The organism is Amycolatopsis nigrescens CSC17Ta-90, from assembly GCF_000384315.1.
GTDB classification, from domain to species: domain Bacteria; phylum Actinomycetota; class Actinomycetes; order Mycobacteriales; family Pseudonocardiaceae; genus Amycolatopsis; species Amycolatopsis nigrescens.
Genome location: NZ_ARVW01000001.1, coordinates 8,741,311 through 8,760,877, shown reverse-complemented (window position 1 = coordinate 8,760,877; position 19,567 = coordinate 8,741,311). Strand labels below are relative to the sequence as shown.

Annotated in this window: 20 protein-coding genes; 14 read left to right on the top strand and 6 right to left on the bottom strand. The window is 70.5% G+C overall.

The window, feature by feature from the left end:
- The first annotated feature begins 1 nt into the window (after window position 1).
- The 10 genes from AMYNI_RS46760 (at window position 2) to AMYNI_RS0141470 (ending at window position 10,824) form a co-directional block, all read left to right on the top strand.
- Window positions 2-604, top strand: coding sequence for a GNAT family N-acetyltransferase (locus tag AMYNI_RS46760; protein WP_063713908.1), 603 nt, complete (start codon window positions 2-4; stop codon window positions 602-604).
- Window positions 605-651: 47 nt separating this feature from the next.
- Window positions 652-1,653 (top strand): arginase family protein, encoded by a 1,002-nt coding sequence (locus tag AMYNI_RS0141510; RefSeq protein WP_020674054.1) that lies wholly within the window; start codon window positions 652-654, stop codon window positions 1,651-1,653.
- Entirely contained in the window at window positions 1,626-2,192 is a 567-nt protein-coding gene (locus AMYNI_RS0141505) for a MarR family winged helix-turn-helix transcriptional regulator (RefSeq protein ID WP_020674053.1), read from the top strand. The genes AMYNI_RS0141510 and AMYNI_RS0141505 overlap by 28 nt, the downstream gene beginning before the upstream one ends.
- A gap of 23 nt (window positions 2,193-2,215) precedes the next feature.
- A complete protein-coding gene (locus AMYNI_RS0141500) occupies window positions 2,216-3,823 on the top strand; it encodes an MFS transporter (RefSeq protein WP_051116417.1) in 1,608 nt (535 codons plus the stop codon).
- A 102-nt stretch (window positions 3,824-3,925) separates the two neighbouring features.
- Complete coding sequence (locus AMYNI_RS48710; protein ID WP_020674051.1) at window positions 3,926-5,638, top strand: MFS transporter; 1,713 nt, start codon at window positions 3,926-3,928, stop codon at window positions 5,636-5,638.
- Window positions 5,639-5,864: 226 nt separating this feature from the next.
- Window positions 5,865-6,488, top strand: coding sequence for an MSMEG_1061 family FMN-dependent PPOX-type flavoprotein (locus AMYNI_RS0141490; protein WP_020674050.1), 624 nt, complete (start codon window positions 5,865-5,867; stop codon window positions 6,486-6,488).
- Window positions 6,489-6,509: 21 nt separating this feature from the next.
- On the top strand, window positions 6,510-7,418 hold the full coding sequence (locus AMYNI_RS0141485) for a PDR/VanB family oxidoreductase (protein ID WP_020674049.1): 909 nt from the start codon (window positions 6,510-6,512) through the stop codon (window positions 7,416-7,418).
- 15 nt (window positions 7,419-7,433) lie between these two features.
- Window positions 7,434-8,249: a siderophore-interacting protein gene (locus AMYNI_RS0141480; protein WP_020674048.1), complete on the top strand. Its 816-nt coding sequence runs from the start codon at window positions 7,434-7,436 to the stop codon at window positions 8,247-8,249.
- A gap of 103 nt (window positions 8,250-8,352) precedes the next feature.
- On the top strand, window positions 8,353-10,122 hold the full coding sequence (locus tag AMYNI_RS46755; RefSeq protein ID WP_020674047.1) for an AfsR/SARP family transcriptional regulator: 1,770 nt from the start codon (window positions 8,353-8,355) through the stop codon (window positions 10,120-10,122).
- Window positions 10,123-10,170: 48 nt separating this feature from the next.
- Window positions 10,171-10,824 carry a winged helix-turn-helix domain-containing protein gene (locus AMYNI_RS0141470; protein ID WP_020674046.1) on the top strand — a complete coding sequence of 218 codons (654 nt, stop codon included), beginning with the start codon at window positions 10,171-10,173 and terminating at the stop codon, window positions 10,822-10,824.
- A gap of 28 nt (window positions 10,825-10,852) precedes the next feature.
- Here the strand turns inward: AMYNI_RS0141470 and AMYNI_RS0141465 are convergent, their stop codons facing one another.
- The 3 genes from AMYNI_RS0141465 to AMYNI_RS0141455 all read right to left on the bottom strand — a co-directional run bounded on the left by AMYNI_RS0141465 (window position 10,853) and on the right by AMYNI_RS0141455 (window position 12,269).
- Window positions 10,853-11,194, bottom strand: a complete 342-nt coding sequence (locus tag AMYNI_RS0141465) for an ArsR/SmtB family transcription factor (RefSeq protein ID WP_020674045.1) — start codon at window positions 11,192-11,194, stop codon at window positions 10,853-10,855.
- Window positions 11,184-11,615: an SRPBCC domain-containing protein gene (locus AMYNI_RS0141460; protein WP_020674044.1), complete on the bottom strand. Its 432-nt coding sequence runs from the start codon at window positions 11,613-11,615 to the stop codon at window positions 11,184-11,186. The genes AMYNI_RS0141465 and AMYNI_RS0141460 overlap by 11 nt, the downstream gene beginning before the upstream one ends.
- 69 nt (window positions 11,616-11,684) lie before the next feature.
- Window positions 11,685-12,269 (bottom strand): TetR/AcrR family transcriptional regulator, encoded by a 585-nt coding sequence (locus AMYNI_RS0141455; RefSeq protein WP_020674043.1) that lies wholly within the window; start codon window positions 12,267-12,269, stop codon window positions 11,685-11,687.
- 271 nt (window positions 12,270-12,540) lie between these two features.
- On the opposite strand from AMYNI_RS0141455, the gene AMYNI_RS0141450 reads away from it, so the two are divergent.
- From AMYNI_RS0141450 to AMYNI_RS0141435, 4 genes are all read left to right on the top strand, one after another.
- Window positions 12,541-13,002: a (2Fe-2S)-binding protein gene (locus tag AMYNI_RS0141450; protein ID WP_020674042.1), complete on the top strand. Its 462-nt coding sequence runs from the start codon at window positions 12,541-12,543 to the stop codon at window positions 13,000-13,002.
- Complete coding sequence (locus AMYNI_RS0141445) at window positions 12,989-13,951, top strand: FAD binding domain-containing protein (protein WP_020674041.1); 963 nt, start codon at window positions 12,989-12,991, stop codon at window positions 13,949-13,951. Before AMYNI_RS0141450 ends, AMYNI_RS0141445 begins: the two co-directional genes overlap by 14 nt.
- Complete coding sequence (locus tag AMYNI_RS0141440; RefSeq protein WP_020674040.1) at window positions 13,948-16,119, top strand: xanthine dehydrogenase family protein molybdopterin-binding subunit; 2,172 nt, start codon at window positions 13,948-13,950, stop codon at window positions 16,117-16,119. The genes AMYNI_RS0141445 and AMYNI_RS0141440 overlap by 4 nt, the downstream gene beginning before the upstream one ends.
- Window positions 16,120-16,186: 67 nt before the next feature.
- Window positions 16,187-16,807 carry a hypothetical protein gene (locus tag AMYNI_RS0141435; protein ID WP_020674039.1) on the top strand — a complete coding sequence of 207 codons (621 nt, stop codon included), beginning with the start codon at window positions 16,187-16,189 and terminating at the stop codon, window positions 16,805-16,807.
- 9 nt (window positions 16,808-16,816) lie between these two features.
- Here the strand turns inward: AMYNI_RS0141435 and AMYNI_RS0141430 are convergent, their stop codons facing one another.
- From AMYNI_RS0141430 to AMYNI_RS0141420, 3 genes are all read right to left on the bottom strand, one after another.
- Window positions 16,817-17,626 carry an alpha/beta hydrolase gene (locus tag AMYNI_RS0141430; protein ID WP_020674038.1) on the bottom strand — a complete coding sequence of 270 codons (810 nt, stop codon included), beginning with the start codon at window positions 17,624-17,626 and terminating at the stop codon, window positions 16,817-16,819.
- Window positions 17,627-17,652: 26 nt separating this feature from the next.
- Window positions 17,653-18,765 (bottom strand): alpha/beta hydrolase family protein, encoded by a 1,113-nt coding sequence (locus tag AMYNI_RS0141425; RefSeq protein ID WP_020674037.1) that lies wholly within the window; start codon window positions 18,763-18,765, stop codon window positions 17,653-17,655.
- A 64-nt stretch (window positions 18,766-18,829) separates the two neighbouring features.
- Window positions 18,830-19,459 (bottom strand): TetR/AcrR family transcriptional regulator, encoded by a 630-nt coding sequence (locus AMYNI_RS0141420; protein ID WP_020674036.1) that lies wholly within the window; start codon window positions 19,457-19,459, stop codon window positions 18,830-18,832.
- Window positions 19,460-19,567: the final 108 nt, after the last annotated feature.

The following is a 19,567-nucleotide window of genomic DNA, read 5'->3' as shown; positions in this document are numbered from 1 at the left end:
GATGAGCGCCAAGGCCGCGTCGACGCAGCGAGACGACGTGACGATCCGCCCTGCCGAGCACGACCGGTGGGACGACATCGTGCAGGCGTTCGGCGACAACGGGGGCTGCGAGGGTTGTTGGTGCATGTACTGGCGGGTGCCCTCGGGGCCCGAGTACGCCCGGATGCGGGGCGCGCCCGCGCGAGCGGAGTTCTCCCGTCTGGTGCGCGAGGGCGAGGTGCCCGGACTGCTGGCCTACCGCGACGGGCATCCGGTGGGCTGGTGTGCGGTGGCGCCGCGCCCCGCGTATGTGCGGCTGCGTCGCTCGCGAACCCTGCGCCCGGCCGAGCCTGACGACCATGGCGTGTGGGCAGTGCCGTGCTTTTACATCAAGAACGGGCAACGCCGCCGCGGCGTCGCCGACCAGTTGCTCGCCGCCGCGATTCGTCACGCCGAGCAGCACGGCGCGCACACCATCGAGGCTTACCCCACCGATTCCGAGCATCGCCGCTACTCCTCCGGGGAGCTGCACATGGGCACCGTGGACCTGTTCACGCGTCACGGGTTCACCGAGACCGAACGCCCTTCGCCAGGGCGAGTCATCGTGCGGCGGGGCCTGGCCTGACCTCCAAAGCCGCGAACCAGCACGTTGGGAGGCGGACAGCAATGCGAGTGATCGGTATCCCATTCAGCTCCGCGGGCCGGATGGACCACGAGGCACTGGCGCCGAAGGCGCTGCGCGACGCCGGGCTCATCGAACGACTGCGCGCCGGGCTCGGGCCCGACGAGCCGGTCACCGACGGCGGGAACGTCGCCATCGGTAGCTCGGCGACCTGCGTCCACCGCGACGAGTTCTCGGGACTGCTGTCCCTTCCCGGGCTTGAGACCGTGACTGCCACCACGCGCTCAGCGGTAGCCGAGACCCTGCTCGATGGCGACCGGCCCTTGGTGCTCGGCGGGGACTGCGCGATCCTGCCCGGCTGCCTGCGCGGGGCCCAGGACGCGCTCGGCAACGACCAGGTAGGGCTGCTGTTCATCGACGGCCACGAAGACGCCTGGCCACCGCACGGGTCCGACACCGGCGAGGCCGCCGACTGCGAGCTCGGGTTCCTGCTGGGACAGCATCGCGACCAGCTGCCAGCGTCGCTCGAGTCCCAGTTGCCCGTGCTCGACGAAAGCGCCGTGGTCGCGTTAGGCCCCCGCGACGGCGCCGAGATCGCCGCCGCCGATGATGTCCCGTCGCTGGCTGAACGGAGCCGGCTGATCACGGCGCAGCAGCTCGCCATCGGCAAGGACAGCGCCGCCGGGTACGCCCGGAAGGCATTGCACCGCATCCGAGCCCACACCGCGCACTGGTGGCTGCACATCGACCTCGACGTGCTGTCGAGCAACGCCCTGCACGCGGTGAGCTACACCCAGCCAGGCGGACTGAACTGGAACCAGCTCAGCGAACTCGTCGCCACCGCGCTCAGCGAGCCAGGGTGCGCCGGGATCACCGTCTGCTGCTACGACCCCAATCGTGACCAGGACGGAACGGGCGCGCAGCGCATTCTCGACTGGGTCGGGTCCCTGTCCACCGGCATCGCCTCACTTGACTCGTCCTACTGGCGGGTGCTCGACGCCGCCATCTGGGCGAACATGACATCATGTCCAACGACTCCCACCGCACCCTGAACCTGCTCGGCGCAGTCGTGACCGGGGTGCACGACCAACTCGCGTCCGCCGTAGAAACCGCGGCTGGCCGTAGTGGCGCGCTCGCGGCCACGCTGGCCATGGCCGCTCAGTACGACGGTCTCACCATGGGCACCCTTCAGCGGTTCCTTGGCATCAGTCGCCCGGCCACGATTCGCCTTGTCAATCTGCTTGAGCGCGACGGACTTGCCGTGCGGCGCCATCTCGACGATGACCATCGAACAACCTCGGTGGTGCTGACCAACGCCGGCCATCGCGAGGCCCGACGCGTCCTCGCCGCCCGCCGCTCGGTACTGGAGCGGCTACTGGCCGAATCGAGCAAGCAGGAACGCGTCGTGCTCGACCGCGTCCTCGAACGCGTATTGACCGCGATGATCACTCACCCGGACCGAGGGTATGAGGTGTGCCGGCTCTGCGACATCAGCACCTGCCCACCGTCGCGCTGCCCAGTGGAAACCGCAGTCGTCGCCATGGAACCCGACGCCGCCGAGGGGCTGCTGACCTCGCAGAACGAACGTTGACCTGATCGAAGGAAGGAGTCGTCGTGTCGGCGAACCCAAGGGAAACAGGAACCGCGCCCTCGAGCCGGGCCGGCCCGAGGGAATGGACGGGCCTCGGGGTCCTCGCCCTGCCGACGATCTTGCTCGGGCTCGACGTGACCCTGCTCTACCTCGCCCTCCCGGCCCTCTCAGTCGACCTGCAGCCCACCAGCACCCAAGCGCTGTGGATCCTCGACTCCTACGGACTGGTGATCGCCGGGCTGCTGGTCACCATGGGCTCGATCGGAGACCGTCTCGGTCGCCGCCGTCTTCTGATGATCGGCACCGCGGCGTTCGGCATCGTCTCGATCGTCGCCGCCTTTGCCCCCAGTGCCGAGATCCTCATCGCGGCACGAGCCCTGCTGGGCGTGGCGGGCGCGACGCTCATGCCCTCCTGCCTCGCCCTGATCACCAACATGTTCACCGACGCCCGCCAACGAGCACTGGCGATCGGCGTGTGGGCGACCACCTTCGCGCTCGGCATGGCCGCCGGCCCACTCGTCGGCGGCGTGCTGCTGGAGTCCTTCTGGTGGGGCTCAGCGTTCCTGCTCGCACTTCCCATCGCCGCGCTTGTGCTGCTGACCGCACCGGTGCTGCTGCCCGAGTACCGCGCCGCCGACGCTGGGCGGGTCGACCTGCTCAGCGTCGCACTCTCGCTGGGCGCCATCCTTCCCCTGGTTTATGCGATCAAGCACGCGGCCACACACGGCTTCGACACCCAGACCACGGTCACCCTGGTAGCCAGCGCGGTCTTCACCGTTGTCTTCGTCCGCCGCCAGCGCCGCCTGAGCGACCCGCTGCTCGACGTCGCGCTGTTCACCAATCGAGCTTCCGGCACCGCCCTTGGCGTCCTGCTCGTGGGACTCGTCGGCGTCGGCGGGGCGCTATATCTGGTCACTCAGCACCTGCAGCTCGTCGAAGCGCTTTCCCCGCTGGCCGCAGGCGCGTGGATGGGCCCACCTGCCCTGGCGATGGTCGTGGCCGCCATCGGCGCACCCCTGCTCGCGCGTCGCGTGCGACCCGGCTATGTCGTCTCGGGCACCCTCGTCCTGTCCACCCTCGGCTACGTGCTGCTCACCCAGGTACACGGCCCCAACAGCATCGGCCTGCTCGTGAGCGGATTCGCCCTGGTCTACCTCGGATTCGGATCGGTGGGAGCGCTCGGCTCCGACCTGGTGGTCGGCACCACCCCCGCCCACAGGGCCGGCTCCGCCGCGGCGATGTCCGAGACCGTCCAGGAACTCGGCGTCGCCATGGGTGTGGCCATGCTGGGCAGCCTGACCACACTGGTGTACCGCAATCAGATGCGCGTCACCGCACCCACCGAGGGTGGGCCGGGTGGCGCTGCCCCCGCGGTCAGCGAGAGCTTGGCCGGGGCCACGTCCACGCCCCAGGTCCCTCCCGCGCTGCTGTCGCAGGCCAAAGAAGCGTTCACCGCCGGGCTCAACATCTCCGCCGCCGTGACCGGCGCCGCCATTCTCGCGCTGGCCACAATGGCCGCGGTCGTGCTACGACAAATCCCGCCCACCGGCAGGTCAGTACCCGCCGAGCCTTCCGCCCCAGCACCGAGCACGCGCGGAACCGGACACGCGGATTTCTCCTCCGGATCGTGACCGCCAGACTCACCCCACCGTCCTGTTCTCCGTGCCCAGCGGCGACCGCGACGGCCACGGTCGGTACTTGATCACCTTGGCCCGGTGCGACATGGTCGTCGCATGGGGCAGGGCGGACGGCTTTCGCAGGGGAGGGCCGCCGCGCGATCGGCGCGCAGAGGTGGGCTGGGGCGCCGGTTCCGTGGACTCTGGTGCTCGACCGCGCTGTCCGACACCGGCAACGGCATCTTCCTCGTCGGCGCGACGCTCATCGCGATCCGCACGCTGGACGATCCGGCACTGGTCGGGCTCCTGCTCAGCCTGGCGACGGTGCCCTGGCTCGTCGCGGCCGTGCCGGCCGGCGTCGTGGTGGACCGGCTGCCGGCGCACCGCGTGATCCAGGCCGCCAACCTGGGGCGGGCCGGCATCATGCTGGCGATCGGAGTCATGAGCGCCACCGGGCATGTCTACGCCGTGGCCCTCGCCGTCGCGGTCTTCGCCGCGGGGGTGCTCCAGACCTTCGTCGACGGTGCGGCGGAAGCACTCGTGCCCGAAATCGTGGACAGCGAACGACTGTCCGACGCGAACGGCGCCCTGTCGGTCTCGACCCGCGTCTTCTACCAGTTCCTCGGGCCGCCGATCGCGGGCCTGGCGTATGTTCTCTGGCCGCCGGCATCGTCGCTGCTGGCCGCCGGCGCCTGCGGGGTGTCCACGTTGTGCATCGCCGCGGTGCGACGGCCGTGGCCGCATCGGCGCGGTCGCCGGGAAAAGCTCGACGTGCTGCGGGGTGTCCGCCTCGTGCTCCGGCACCGGGTGCTCGGTGCCGCCATCGTGATCAGCGGCCTGACCAGTGTGGCGAACGGCGTCTACTTGACCGCCTTCGCGGTCCACGCCAACTCGCGGACCGGGCTCGGGCTGACCTCGGCGACCTACGGGCTGCTGACCGGTCTCGTCGGCGTGGGTGCGGCGGCCGGCGCCTACCTGACCGGCAGGGCCGAGCGGCTGTTCGGCGAAATCGCCGTCATGCGCCTCACCCGGGCCGGTTGGGCCGTGCTCTTCCTCAGCCCGCTGGTGGTTTCGCCCTGGCTGATGGCGCCGTTGATGGTGCTGGGCAGCGCGTTCGGCGGCATGTGGGCGGTACAGGCGATGAACCTGCGCCAGCTCGCCACCGCACCCGGCCAGCGGGCGCAGGTCCTCGGCGTCTTCCGCGCCCTGTCCTACGGGTGCACCCCGCTGGGGACGCTCGCCGCGGGTGCGCTCCAAGGTGTTGTCAGCAGCCAGGCCCTTCTCGCCGGCGCGGCCGCCCTCGCGCTCGTGACCATCTTTTTCCTCCCCACCCGCGAGGCCGTGAAAGCATTGAGATGGGGGCATGCAAGGCTTTTTGCGCATGCCCCCATCGATCGGGTGCGGGTGTCCCGCAAGATTCTGAGGGGCCAGGTCTTGTCGTACCCGGCGGCTACCATCCGGCGCATGTCTTCTGCACACCGACACCACGCCATCGACTACATCGAGCTCGCGGTCACCGACCTCGAACAGGCCAAGCGCTTCTACACCGGAGCGTTCGGCTGGCAGTTCAACGACTACGGCCCGGAATACGCGGGCATCCGGAGCCCGCAGGACGAGGCCGCCGAAGTGGGCGGTCTCCGCCGGGACGAGCAGGTGCGGGCGGGCGGACCGTTCGTGCTGCTCTACTCGACCGACCTGGACAAGTCGGTGGCAGCGGTCACGGAGGCGGGCGGCCAGGTGGTGAACGGGCCCTACGAGTTCCCCGGTGGGCGCCGGTTCCACTTCACCGACCCGAGCGGAAACGAACTGGGCGTCTGGGCCGAGGCGTAGTCCCACTCGGCGAAAATGTGAGCAGCCGCGGTGCGGATGCGCTGTCGGGTGAGCTCGGCCCGGCGTCGGGGCACTCCTGGGCGGCCGCGGTGAAAGCGAGTAGCGCACGAAGCGAATGATTGCTCATAATAGTGCCATGACCTGCGGCGAAACCCGGAAACAGGGCCGCAGGAAGACACTCTGAGCGCACGTCGCCGTGCCGGCTCGAACTCACCAGGAGCCCTTTATGACGTATGCCCCCACGCGCCACCGGCGGGTGTCCCCGGACGAGGTCCGCGCCCGGCTCGGAGAGCCGGAAGGTATGGCCAAGGCCAAGATCCTCGATCGCATCGACGAGCACTTCCACCGCTTCATCGCCCATTCCCCGTTCTTGGCGCTGGCCACGGCGGACGCGGCGGGCCGCGCCGACTGCTCACCCCGCGGCGACTATCCGGGCTTCGTGAAAGTCCTCGACGAGCACACGCTCGCGATCCCGGACCGGCCGGGCAACAAGATCGCCGACTCCTTCCGCAATCTCGCGGAGAACGACGGGATCGGGCTGCTCTTCTTCATCCCCGGGCTCCGGGAAACGTTGCGGGTCAACGGCCGCGCCTATCCCACCGACGAGCCCGACGTGCTCGCCCGGATGCGGACCGAAGCCAGGGAACCCGAGCTGGCGCTCGTGGTGGAGGTGGCGGAAGCCTATTTCCACTGTGGACGCGCGCTGATCCGGTCCCGGCTGTGGGACCCGGCGAGCCAGTCGCTCGCCGCGGAGCTCCCGTCGCCGGGTGAGATCGTCGCCGGCCAGCTCGGCCTCGACCCGGCACTGGTCGATCGCGAACTCGAAGCGGGTTACCGGAAGCTGTACTGACCCGAGCGACGAGGACTTCCCATGCAACAGACGATTCTCGACCGCATCGACCGGGTCGCCGACGACGTCGTCTCCCTCGTCCTGCGCGGCGCCACCGCCCCGCTGACGCCGTGGGAGCCAGGCGCGCACATCGACCTGGCGTTGCCCAACTGGCTGACCCGGCAGTACTCGCTGTGCGGAGATCCGGCCGACCGGGACAGCTACCGGATCGCGGTGCGGCACGAGCCGCTCAGCCGGGGCGGTTCGGAGTACGTCCACCTGTTCCTGAAGCAGGGCCGCAGGCTCGACGTTTCACCGCCGCGGAACAACTTCCCGCTGGTGCCCGCCGCGGAATACCTGTTCCTCGCCGGCGGGATCGGCATCACGCCCATCGTGGCGATGCTGCGGGCGGCGGTCGAAGGCGGAGCCGCGGCGACGCTGGTGTACGCCGGGAGATCGGTCGCGGCCATGCCCTTCGCCGGCGAACTCCGGTCTTCCTACGGCGACCGGGTGCGCATCGTCGCCACGGAAGAACAGGGGCGGCCCGATTTCGCGGTCATGGCGGCCGAGCTGAGTCCTCGTGCGCTGGTCTACTGTTGCGGCCCGGCGTCGATGCTCGCCGCGGCCGAGGCCGCTTTCCCGGCCGAACGGCTGCACGCCGAGCGTTTCCAGCCGACGGTCCGGACCTTCAAGCCCAACACGGCGTTCGAGGTGACCTGTGCCCGATCAGGACAGACGATTCAGGTCCCGCCGGACGAGTCGTTGCTGGACGCGCTGAACTACGCCGGGCACGCCGTGCCGGCCGGTTGCCGCGAAGGTGTCTGCGGCAGCTGCGAAATCGCGGTGATCGACGGGGAGCCCGAGCACCGGGACGACATCGGTGCTCCCGCGGGCCGGCTGTACCCCTGCGTGTCCCGCGCGCTCTCACCTCGGCTCGTCGTGGACCTCTGAGCAGGAAGCCAGTAAATGCTGCCCAAGATACGCACCCCCGAGACGCGGAAGATGATCACGCTGGAGGTGCTCGCGAAAGCCGAGCCCAGTCCCAGCTTCGTGACCATCACCCTCGGCGGCCCCGAACTGGAAAAGCTGCGGCCGATGGGCTACGACCAGGCCGTGCGCCTGTTCTTCCCCCGTGCCGGGCAGGACGGGCTGCGGATGCCGAGCTTCTCGAACGAGGCGTGGATGGCGGAGTTGCTCATGCTGCCCAAGGCACGCCGCCCCTGGGTGCGCAACCTGACGATCCGGCGGGCCAGGCCGGAGCTGAACGAGGTGGACATCGAGTTCACCCTGCACGGCGATGGCCCGGCGTCCGTCTGGGCTCAGCGGGCCAGGCCCGGCGACCCGGCGGGCATCTTCGACATCGGGATGAGCTACCTGCCGCCGCCCGAGGTGCCCTGGCAGCTGCTGGTCGGCGACGAAAGCGCGCTGCCGGCGATACTGGCCATCCTCGAACACGCTCCGGCGACGCTGGTCGCGGAGGTGTTCCTGGAGGTGCCGGAGACCGCGGACATCCGGCCGGACATCGTGGTCCCCGAAGGCGTGCGCGTGCACTGGCTGGCCCGCGACCTGGCCCGCGACGCGGCGGACGCCAGGCCAGGAACGCTGGCTCTGGAGACGGTCAGGCGGGCGCCGCTGCGGCCGGGCCGGTGCTACACCTGGGTCGCGGGCGAGGCCAAGCTGGCCACCGGCCTGCGCCGCCACCTGGTGAACGACCGCGGCACGGCGAAGTCCGACATCGCCTTCATCGGTTACTGGCGGCACGGCCGGTCGAGCCCCGGCTGACCGGACCGCGCAACCGTCCGGCACTGTCATCGAAACCTCATATGTCCGAAGGGAAGGTGGGCCCATCGCTGGAAAGCAGTTGGGAAATGGGGATAGGAACACGATGCTCTTCCACGTTCTCGGGCCGCTCGAGGCCCGCGGTCCCGAGGGAGCCGTCCTCGAGTTCGGTGCCCGCAAGCCCGCCACGGTGCTGGCGACCTTGCTGCTGAACCCCAATTCCTGGGCCGGCCTCGGTCGGCTGGTCGAGGCGACCTGGCACGAACAGGTCGTGCCGGCGTCGGCCGAAGCGAACCTCAAGACCTACGTCTGGCGGCTGCGCCGTACCCTGCCCGCCCTTCCCGGCGGCACCAGGATCGAAAGCAGGCCCGGCGCCTACCGCGTGCGGGTGGCACCCGGCGAACTCGACGCCGAGTGGGTGACCGGCCAGGCGGCCGCGGCGCGGCGCGCGCTCGGCCGGGGCGACCACGCGGTGGCGTTGACGCTGTTGGAGGAGGCGTTGGCGCTCTGGCGCGGCAGGCCGTTCGAGGGGCTGCCAAGGGAGCTGGTGTCGGACGCGGTGCTGCGGCTCGACCATCTGCACCGGGATCTGCAGGAGGGTCTTGCCGAAGCGCAGTTGTCCCTGGGACATCGCCTGGACGCCACCGCCACGCTCCGGGCGCTGACGGCGCAGGATCCGCTGCGGGAGAGCGCGTGGGCACTGCTGGTGCGATCGCTGCGCGAGCAGGGACGCCGCGTTGAAGCGCTCGACGCCTACCGCCGGGCGCGCACCGTTCTCGCCGACGAGCTCGGCGTGGATCCGGGGGCGGCACTCGCGGAGGCGCACCGTCGCCTGCTCGCCGGTGACGCGTCGGCCAGGGCGCTCGCCGGCCGGTCGCGCCGCGAGTTGCCGCGGGAGGTGGCGGGGCTGGTCGGCCGGGGCGGCGAGCTCGACCTGATGTACCGGGCACCGCGGGGCGCGACGATGGTGCTCGACGGGATGACCGGGGTCGGCAAGACGGCATTGGCCGTGCATGCCGCGCACCGGCTGTCCGCGCGGTTCCCGGATGGACAGTTCTTCGTGGACCTGCGTGCCCACGCGGAAACCGGCCCGCTCGACCCCGGTGAAGCGCTCACGCGGCTGTTGCGCGGGATCGGCGTCGATCCTCGGTCCGTTCCGGCCGATGTGGACGAACGGTCCGCGCTGTGGCGTTCGGAGCTCAGCCGGCGCCGGGTGCTGCTGGTGCTCGACGACGCGGCCGACGATCGGCAGGTGCGCCCGCTGCTGCCCGGCGCCGCCACGAGCCTGACCCTGATCACCACCCGGAACCGGGGATGGCGGCTGGAAGGGGAGCAGCGGGTCGCGCTGGCTACGCTGGACGACACCGCCGCGTCGGCCTTGTTCCGCGCAGCCGCCGAAGATGCCCGGCGCGTGGCCGCCACGCCTGCCGACACCGCGGCCGTGGTGCGCGCCTGCGGTGGCCTTCCGGGTGCGCTGCACACGGCCGCGGCGCGCCTGCGGTCCCGTCCATCGTGGACAGTGGCGCGGTTGGTCGAGTGGATCGCCGAGCAACCGGGACGCCTGCTCGGGCCCGGGGCGCCGGCACCGGCGGTGGCGGGGTCCTACCAGCAGCTCACCCCGGCCGAACGGGAAGCGTTCCACGCGCTGGGGGTGCTGCCGGAGGAGTTCGACGGCAGGCTCGCGGCCGAGCGCACCGGCGGGGCCCAGCCGGAGATCCTGCGGCTGCTGGAGAACCTGGTGGACCGGCACCTGCTGGAGGCGCCGGCGATCGACCGGTATCGCACCCATCCGCTGGTACGCGAACAGGCACGGCTGGCGGCCGCGAGCGCGGCCAGCCGCGGGCCGCGGGCGCTGCCCGGCGCGCGGGTCGCCTGAGCGGGCACCGGCCCCGGGACGGGTGCGCTGCCGCTACTGTGGTCGTTCGTGCGGGTACTGGTCACCGAGGACGACGAAAACCTCCGGATAGCCGTCGAAACGTCGCTGCGCGGTGCCGGGTTCGCGGTGGACGTCGCCGCGGACCTGCCGCAGGCGGACGAGGCGCTGAGCGTGAACGCCTACGACTGCGCGGTCTTCGACCGGATGCTGCCGGCCGGTGACTCGCTCGGCTACATCGAGGCCCGCCGGCGGTACGGCTGGCCGGTGCCCGTGCTGTTCCTGACCGCCAGGGACACCGTCGCCGACCGGATCGCCGGACTCGCGAGCGGGGACGACTACCTGGTCAAGCCGTTCGCCATGGCGGAGCTGATCGTCCGGGTGCGCAGCCTGTGCCGCCGGGTCGGCAGCCCGCCGACGCCGGTGCTGCGCCGGGGCGACCTGGAACTCGATATCGGGCGCCACGAAGCACGGCGCGGCGGGGTGCCGCTTTCCCTCACCGCCAAGGAGTTCGCGGTGCTCGAACGCCTGATGGCGGCCGACGGCGCCCCCGTCCGCCGGGCCGAGCTGGAATCGGCAGGGTGGGACGAGTTGATCGCGCCGGCGTCGAACGTGCTGGCCGTGGTCGTCGCGCAGCTGCGGCACAAACTGGGTCCGCCGCCGCTGGTGCACACCGTGCGGGGGACCGGTTACGTGCTGCGCTGAGCGAATCCGGGTTCCACAACGGTGGTGCTCAGCCGCTGGCATCCCGGTTCAGGTGCTCGGCCAGTGCGTCGAGCTGCTCGCCCCAGTCGCGGGCCAGCGCGGCCAGGAACTGCTGCGCCACCCGCATCGGTGCGGATCGCAGCCGGTAGCGCACCCGGCGCCGTTCCCCCGGTTCGGCCGTCACCAGGCCGGCTTCGGCGAGCAGGTTCAGGTGCTTGGCGATGGCCTGCCGGGTGATCGGCAGGCGGCCGGCCAGGTCCGTGACCGTGGCCTGGCCCCCCGAGGCCAGCGCGGCCAGGATGGCGCGCCGGCTCGGGTCGGCCAGTGCGGTGAAGACCTGTTCGGCGATCGCCTCGCTGTCAGAGGGCATCGAGGTAGGCGGCCAGTTCGCCCAGTTCTACCGCCCAGCCTTCGGTGTTGCCGGCGAAAACCTTGTCGTGCAGGTCGTCCGGCAGCTGGGCGAAACCGGTCTCGACCACGGTCAGCCGCGTGCCGGCATCGACCGGTTCGAGGGTGAACTCGACGTAGGTCCGGCGCGGATCGTCCTGGGGCAGCCCGTAGATCTGCCAGGTGTAGCCGAACACGGTCGGCTCCTCCACCCGTTCCACCCGCACGTCGGCCGATGACCCGTCCGCCCACTTCATCCAGCCGGCCCCGCCCGGTCGCAGGTCGATCGTCGTCTCGTTGCCGAACCAGGCGACCAGCCCCTCGGCGGTGGTGAGCGCGGTCCAGACCTTGCTCGGCGGGTGGGCGAGCTCGACGGTCCTGGTGATGCGATCGGGAAAACTCATGACAGCCTCCAAAGTGAGTAGCAACCGATTGGTTGCCACTCTATGGCAACCCCTTGGTTGCGTCAATGGTTAGTCCTGGCAGGCACCGTCTGCGCGCATCCCCCGCCACAGCAGGTCGGCCAGGCTCTCGGTCTGGCTCTTCCAGTCGCTGTTCGGATCGAGGTACAGCAGGCCGCCAAGGCCGCGCAGGACCGTCTCCGGGGCGAGGCCGGCGCGGATGGTGCCGGCCTCGACATTGGCCTCCAGCAGGGTGGAGACCGCGCCGACCATGGCCTCGTAGGCACTCGCGGGTAGTTCCCCGTGGGACGCCGTCGCCGTGCGAAGGGCGTTGGCCAGCCCCCGCTTGGTCATCATGTAGTGCGCCAGGTGGTCGGTGGTCCAGATCCGGAACGCCTTTTCCGGCGTGTGCTTGCGGAGCAGGGTCGGCACGACGTCGACGAGGTGGCGCACCTCGCGCTGGTAGACCGCCAGGATGAGCGCTTCCGGGGTGGGGAAGTGCCGGTACACCGTGCCGACGCCCACCTCGGCCTGCTTCGCGATGGCGTTGAACGAGACTTCACCCGTTCTGGCGAGCGACCGCGCCGCCGCGACCAGGATGCGCTCGTGGTTGCGCCGGGTGTCCGCGCGCCGGGGACTGACCGATCCCGTCGTCATCGCCCCTCCCGGTGTCCGTATGGTTCATCGAGTTCATCGTCAGAACTAGGGAAAACCCGCCGGGACCTGGAGTAACTCCAGGGCGAGAAGTGCGGGCACTCGTTGCGACGCGGATTATAATCCGCTAGCCTCGACGAGGTGAAGCGGATGAATATCCGGCTCTGCTCATGGCCGAACTCCTAGCCGAACCCGACTCGAACTCGATGTAGTCCCACCACCGAACCCATGCCGTCAGGCTTCCTTCGTGGACGATCTGCGGGAAAGAGATCCAGTGGACATCTCACTCGAAATCAATGGCAAGACCGAAGAACTGAGTGTTGATCCCGGTGTGACGCTGTTGGACGCGTTGCGGGAGCACCTCACCATCACCGGCCCGAAGAAGGGCTGCGACCGAGGGCAGTGCGGTGCCTGCACCGTGCACGTCGACGGCAGGCCGGTGCTCTCGTGCCTCACCCTGGCCGCCACCGTGCGCGAGCGGGTGACCACCGTGGAAGCACTGTCCACAGAGGACAAGCTGCACCCGGTCCAGCAGGCCTTCGTCGATCAGGACGCCCTGCAGTGCGGATTCTGCACCTCCGGGCAGATCATGTCCGCGGTCGCCGCGGTGGAGCAGGGGATCGAGGACCCGGCGGAGGTCCGGGAGTTCATGTCCGGCAACCTCTGCCGCTGCGCGGCCTACCCGAACATCGTCAAGGCAGTCGACCAGGCGAGGCAGGCCAATGCGTCCGTTTGAGCTCACCGCACCCGCGACCGTCGAAGCCGCGGTCGCCACCCCTGGCACTTTCCTCGCCGGCGGAACCACCCTCGTCGACCTGATGAAACTCAACGTCATGACGCCGCAGCAGGTGCTGGACATCAACCAGTTGCCGTTGCGCGGCATCGACACCAGCGACGGGCTGCGGATCGGCGCGCTGGAGCGGATGAGCGACATCGCCGGGCATCCCGAGGTGTACCCGGCGATCTCCAGGGCGCTGCTGCTGAGCGCTTCCCAGCAGCTGCGGAACATGGCCAGCATCGGCGGGAACCTGTTGCAGCGCAACCGTTGCACCTACTTCCGCGACGTCACCATGCCGTGCAACAAGCGCGAGCCGGGCAGCGGCTGCCCCGCGATCACCGGGTCCAACCGGATGCACGCGGTGCTGGGCACGAGCGATCGGTGCGTGGCGACGCACGCCAGTGACGTGGCCGTCGCCCTTGTCGCGCTGGACGCGGAGGTCCGGCTGGTCGGCCCCACCGGGAGCCGTACGGTCGAGCTGGCCGACTTCTACCGCGTGCCGGGTGAGACGCCAGAGGTGGAGAACGACCTGCGCCCCGGTGAGCTGATCGCCGAGGTCGGCGTTCCGCGGCTGGACTGGGCTTCGCACTCCACCTACGTCAAGGTGCGGGACCGGCAGTCCTACGAGTTCGCGCTGTGCTCCGCCGCGGTCGCGCTGGACATCCAGGACTCGCACATCGCCGGTGCCAGGGTGGCCGTCGGTGGCGTGGGGACCGTGCCGTGGCGCCTCGGCGCGGTCGAGGAGGCCCTGCGCGGGGCGCCGGTGACTCTGGCGTCCTTCGAGAACGCCGCGTCCGTGGCGGCCGACGGCGCCATGCCGTTGTCCGAGAACGGTTTCAAGGTGCCCTTGTTGAAGCGGACCATCGTCCGCGCACTGCTCGAACTGACCGAGGGGAGCCGCTCATGAGCAGCAGGGTGGACGGCCCGCGGAAGGTCACCGGCCGGGCAAGGTACGGGCTGGACCACAACTTCCCCGGCATGGTCTACGGCTACTTGGTGACCAGCACCATCGCCAACGGCGAGATCGAGGCCATGGACGTCACGGCGGCGAAGAGCTCGCCCGGCGTGCTCGGTGTCTACTCGCCCTTCGACCCGCTGGAGCTGCGCACGCCGAGCACCCCGCTGTTCGGCGAGACGTGGGTTCCGATGCAGGACAAGGAGGTCGCCTACTACGGCCAGCCGATCGGCTTCGTGGTGGCGGAGACCTTCGAGCAGGCCAGGGACGCGGCGATGCTGGTCGAGGTGTCGTACCGGCAGCGTCCGGCCGTGACCTCGTTGCGCGACGGCCTCGCCACCGCCGAGGACGCGCCGGCCGCCCGCGACGGGTCGCCACCGGAGCTCGCCATCCTCGCCGACGGTGTGGAGTCCATTGAGGACGCGCTGGCGGCGAGCGAGGTCGTCGTCGAGGCCACGTACTCCACCGCGACCCAGAACCACGCAGCGATGGAGCCGCACTCCGCGGTCGCGGTCTGGGAGGCCGGCACCCTGACCGTCTACAGTGGAAACCAGGCGGCCTACCTCCAGCAGATGGAACTCGCCGCCGCGCTGGAGCTGGAGCAGTCGGCGGTGCACACGGTGAACCCCTTCGTGGGCGGTGCCTTCGGCGGTAAGGCGCGCACGTCCGCCCCGGCGTTCCTGGCCGCGGCGGCGGCCAAGGCGCTGGGCAGGCCGGTCAAGGCCGCGCTGAGCCGGGAGCAGGTCTTCGTCGCGACCGCGAACCGTCCCGGCACGGTGCAGAAGATCGCGCTCGGCGCGGCCGGGGACGGCACGCTGATCGCGGTGCGGCACGACTCGTTCTCCAGCACGTCCATGGACCGGTCGTTCATCGAACCGACCTCGCACACCACGTCTCCCGAGTGGTACGCCACCCAGAACCTGGCCATCAGCCAGAAGATGGTGCCGCTGAACATCCCGCCCGGCACGTTCATGCGCGCGCCGGGCGAGGCACCGGGGTCCTTCGCGCTGGAGAGCGCGATCGACGAGCTGGCGGTCGCGCTGAAGATGGACCCCGTCGAGCTGCGGCTGAAGAACAACTCGACCGGGCCGATGGCCAGCGACCTGCAGTGGTCGAGCAAGCATCTCGAAGAGTGCTACCGGATCGGGGCGACCCGGTTCGGCTGGACGAACCGGCCACCCGGCGAGCGAACGGACGGCGACTGGCTGGTCGGGGTGGGCACCGCGACCGCCATGTTCCCCGCGATCCGGTTCCCGGCCAGCGTCGAGATCACGCTGCGGGACGACGACACGGCCGTGGTCTCCACCGGCGGCGCGGACCCGGGAACCGGCCTGTTCACCGTGCTTTCCCTGGTGGGCGCCGAATCGCTGGACATTTCGCCGGAGCGGGTCACGTCCCGCCTCGGTGACTCGGCCTTCCCGGCGGGTGGCCTGTCCGGTGGGTCGACGGCCACCGCGAGCGCGGGCTCGGCCACCATGATCGCCGCGGCCACGGTGATCGACAGCCTGCTGGCCGCGGCGTCGTCCGCGGGCGCGCCGTTCGAGGGCAGCGAGGTCACCTACGCGGACGGTCGCGTGCAGGACGGTGCGCGGGCGATGACCTTCGGCGAGCTGTTGCGGGCGTTGGGTCGCACGTCGATCTCGGCGACCGGTTCCTCGGCACCAGGCGAGGAGATGAGCAAGCACTCGTTCAGCTCGTTCGGTGCCCAGTTCTGCGAGGTCCGCGTGCACCGGTGGACGCGGGAGGCCAGGGTGTCCCGCATGCTCAGCGTGTTCGACGCCGGCCGGATCATCAACGACAAGACGGCCCGCAGCCAGATCATCGGCGGCATGATCTGGGGCGTGTCGGCCGCCCTGCACGAGGGACTGGAGGTCGAGGGGAACGGCAGGCACGCCAACGGTGACTTCGCCGGCTACCTGATTCCGGTGAACGCGGACATCCCGGAGGTCGACGTGCACTTCGTCGAGTACCCGGACACGCTGCACAACGACGTCGGTGCCAGGGGAGTGGGCGAGATCGGCGCGGTCGGCATGGCGGCGGCGGTGGCCAACGCCGTCTACAACGCCACCGGCATCCGGGTCCGCGACATTCCCATCGTGATCGAGGATCTCCTGGAGTAGCGCCAAGGCTTCGAGACTCACCCGATCGGCCGTAGCGGCTGGGGCGGTACCCGGTTTTGATCTTCGGGTGACGTTCGCCGTGGGCCTGTTCGACCTGTTCACCTACACCATCCCGGGTGCGCTGCACCTGTCCGTCTTCGCCTACCTCGCCGGCCGGCTGCACTGGATCGACCTCGGCGCGGTCGGCAGGGGACCGGTGGTGCTGCTGGTGATCGGCATCGTGCTGGTCAGCTACCTGCTGGGTTACCTGGCCTATCCGCTCGGTGCTTGGGCCGAGCGGCTGCTGCCCCGGCGGCGGCAGCGCGACCTGCGGCAGGAGTTCCTCCGCCGGAATCCCGCGGCCCGCGATCGCGCCTTCGTCAAGGCGGACACGTTCCTGCTGTATTCGGCCTTGCTGCTGCACGACAAGGATGTCGCCCTCGAAGTGACGCGGATGCGTTCGTCCGGGCTGATGCTGCGCAACTCCAGCCCGCCGATGGTGTTCGGGTTCGTCGCCTCGGCGGTCGAACTCTTCACCGGGCGCAACCCTGTGTTCGCGGCCGGCTGCCTGGTGCTGTTCGCCGTCGCCGTCCCCGGGTTGATCACGCAGGGGCGCAAGCACGCCCACTGGGCGAACCTGAAGACCCTGGAACTCTGCTTCTGGGTCCCGGACATCGACGACAAGGTGACCGCACCCGAGGGCGGCTGACCGGGGATTTCATGGTCCGGCCAGTCCGGTGATCGCGTCGAGCAGGTCCGGGCCGGTCAGCAGCACCAGATCGTTGTGGTCGGCCCCCGGCACTTCGACCGCTCGGCCGTCCGTCGCCGTTGCCACCGCGAGGCTCTGCTCCGGCGGGACGATCGAGTCGGCACCGCCGTACACCACGGTGACCGGCGTCCTCACCCGTGAAATGTGCTCTGCGACCGGAAACTTGTCCAGCAGCAGCCAGCGCACCGGCAGGAACGGATAGTGCCGCCGGCCGACCGAGGCGAGATCGACGAACGGCGAGCGCAGCACCAGGCCGGCCGGCGGATGCTCGATGGCGAGCTCGGTGACCACCGCCGCGCCGAGGCTCTCGCCGAAGTACAGCAACCGCTCCGGCGACACACCCGCTTCGCGCACCAGGAACTCGCGGGCCGCGCGGACGTCGAGCGCGAGCCCGGACTCGGTCGGGTCGCCGGCGTTGCCGCCGTAGCCGCGATAGTCGAGCAGCAGCACGGACAGCCCGCGCGCGCTCAGCGCACGTGCCAGCGGAACTCGAAGTGACCGGTTTCCCGCGTTGCCCGGTGCGACCAGCACGGTGGCCCGCGCCGCGGCGACGGGGAAGTACCAGGCCGTCAGCCGCAGGCCGTCGCCGGTGACGAGGGTGACGTCCCGCCCGCCGGGCAGGACCTCGGCCGCGTCCGGCAGCGGCCCGCCGGAGGGCAGGTAGATGAGCTTGCGCTGGAAAGCGAAGGCGCCACCGAAGACCACGGCCATGATGGTGACGACCACCGCGAGCCCGATCAACATCCGTTTGCGCACCACCCCATCATGCTCAACGAGCGCAGGGCTCAGTGCCAGTGCCGCACCTCGGGATAGCGGTACGATGGCCGGTCCAGCAGCGGTCCGGTGCCGGCACGGAGATGCCGGTCGACGAACGCGGCCACATAGGTGCGGGTGATCTCGGTGCCCCGCCGCGCGGGCATGGTCTGCCCCTCCGGCAACGGCATCCCGAGCTGCTCGGCGAGCAGGGGGTGGTCGGTGAAGGTGTTGTGGCCGGTGCCGGAGACGGTGAGCCAGCGCTTCCACCCGGTCAGGCCGGACCACGCGTCGTCCCACGAGCGGTCCCGGCCGGCGGGCTGGTGGTCGGGGGTGCCGAGCAGGAGGAACGGCCGGTCCAGGCCGTCGGGCTGAACGTGTACCCGGCCGTCCAGGTTGATCCCGGCACGAAGGCGGTCGTCGGCCCGCATCGCGGCGATCGCACTGGCGCCACCGAGCGAGTGGCCCACCATCGCGATCCGGCGAGGCTCGACGCGCTGGCCGGGCCAGGCGTCGGGTCCGGTGAGCTGGTCGAGCACGAACGACACATCGGCGGCCCGGTTGCGCGACGCGCCGGCACCGTCCTCGGACCCGCAGGCGAGGCAGCCGGTGGTCCGGCCGTCCGGGAAGGTGATCGCGATGGCCTCGTGGTTGTGGTCCACGGCGGCCACCAGATAGCCGCGGCTGGCCAGGTCCTCGCCCAGCGCGGTGAGCGTGGCGCGGGGCAGGCTGACACCAGGGGAGAGCACCACCAGCGGCGCCGGCCGTGGCAGCGGTGGCGCATCGACCGAGGCGTGGGTGCGCACGGTGGTCAGCACGTCCGCCGGTACGCCGGGCACCTTGAGCGCTTGCACCAGTGCCGCGGACTCCGCCGGGGTCACGTACGGCGCGCGACGACCGGTCGGTAGCAGCGCCGGATACCACAGGGACACCATCAGTTCCCGGCGCTCCTGCGGCACCCAGAAGTCGGCGCGGGACTCATCGCGCAGATGCCGGGTGGTCTTGCCCACCGGGAACGGGCCGGTGGGCGCGGGCAGCGCGAGCTGCGGCCGTGACGCCCCCTCGGCCGCGACTGCGCTCGGCGCGACTAGACACCCCAGTGACACCGCGGCGGCAAGCAGGACGAGCAAAGGCCGGAAGGTCATGGTGCGGACGTTAGGCGCCGCGGTTGCGCGGCACATCAGGGCACGCCCCCGAGAAGTCCCTGGTTCAGCGCGACGCTTGGAGTAGGCAGTCGAGGAGGGTGTCGAGGCCGGTCTTGATCCGGCGGACGCTCATTTTCCGGTGCCGGCGCTGGTGCACGAAGTGGCTCGCGGCCACGGCGGCGAGCAGGGTGTCGGCGAGGTACTGGGCGTCCAGGCCGGGGTTCGCCTCTGAGATCAGCGTGACCAGATGGATGTGGTGGACGGCGTAGGCGCCGCGGTAACGGAGGCTGGGCGTGGTGGTCTCGGCCGCCGCCAGCAGGTCGCCGTAGGTGTCGAGCAGGTCGACATAGGAATGCAGGAACGCGCGTACCCGGTCGGCCGGTGGCGCGCCCGGCCCGAGTGGCGGCGGACCGGCCATGAATGCTTGCTGGAGCTGGTTTTCGCGCTCGTTCATCATCGCGTCGATCACGCCGGCGAGGTCACCGAACCGGCGGTAGACGGTGCCGACGCCGACTCCCGCGGCGGCGGCGAGATCGTTCATCGTCAGGTGTTCCACCCCATCCGTTGCCACGATCTCTTCCGCGGCGGCCAGGATCTTGTGGCGGTTGCGCGCCGCGTCCGCCCGTTCCGCCGGTGGCTGGTCCACGACCGGTAGCGCGGGCGGCAGGGCGGGCCGGTCCTGGTCCCTGGCCATCGCGAATCCCCTCCTCGTGCCGGTGTGCGCCAACGGCGGTCACGGTAGCCGGGAGCGGCTCCCCGCGACCTGTTGACAAGCGGATCGTTATCCGATTTCCTATAAGTG

Bases quoted from the DNA above. Each gene is read 5' to 3' on its own strand.
- AMYNI_RS46755 (WP_020674047.1), top strand. From the start codon at position 8,353: ATGCTCTTCCACGTTCTCGGGCCGCTCGAGGCCCGCGGTCCCGAGGGA.
- AMYNI_RS0141485 (WP_020674049.1), top strand. From the start codon at position 6,510: ATGCAACAGACGATTCTCGACCGCATCGACCGGGTCGCCGACGACGTC.
- AMYNI_RS0141480 (WP_020674048.1), top strand. From the start codon at position 7,434: ATGCTGCCCAAGATACGCACCCCCGAGACGCGGAAGATGATCACGCTG.
- AMYNI_RS0141440 (WP_020674040.1), top strand. From the start codon at position 13,948: ATGAGCAGCAGGGTGGACGGCCCGCGGAAGGTCACCGGCCGGGCAAGG.
- AMYNI_RS0141505 (WP_020674053.1), top strand. From the start codon at position 1,626: ATGTCCAACGACTCCCACCGCACCCTGAACCTGCTCGGCGCAGTCGTG.
- AMYNI_RS0141420 (WP_020674036.1), bottom strand. From the start codon at position 19,459: ATGGCCAGGGACCAGGACCGGCCCGCCCTGCCGCCCGCGCTACCGGTC.
- AMYNI_RS0141460 (WP_020674044.1), bottom strand. From the start codon at position 11,615: ATGAGTTTTCCCGATCGCATCACCAGGACCGTCGAGCTCGCCCACCCG.
- AMYNI_RS46760 (WP_063713908.1), top strand. From the start codon at position 2: ATGAGCGCCAAGGCCGCGTCGACGCAGCGAGACGACGTGACGATCCGC.
- AMYNI_RS48710 (WP_020674051.1), top strand. From the start codon at position 3,926: ATGGGGCAGGGCGGACGGCTTTCGCAGGGGAGGGCCGCCGCGCGATCG.
- AMYNI_RS0141425 (WP_020674037.1), bottom strand. From the start codon at position 18,765: ATGACCTTCCGGCCTTTGCTCGTCCTGCTTGCCGCCGCGGTGTCACTG.
- AMYNI_RS0141445 (WP_020674041.1), top strand. From the start codon at position 12,989: ATGCGTCCGTTTGAGCTCACCGCACCCGCGACCGTCGAAGCCGCGGTC.
- AMYNI_RS0141455 (WP_020674043.1), bottom strand. From the start codon at position 12,269: ATGACGACGGGATCGGTCAGTCCCCGGCGCGCGGACACCCGGCGCAAC.
- AMYNI_RS0141465 (WP_020674045.1), bottom strand. From the start codon at position 11,194: ATGCCCTCTGACAGCGAGGCGATCGCCGAACAGGTCTTCACCGCACTG.
- AMYNI_RS0141490 (WP_020674050.1), top strand. From the start codon at position 5,865: ATGACGTATGCCCCCACGCGCCACCGGCGGGTGTCCCCGGACGAGGTC.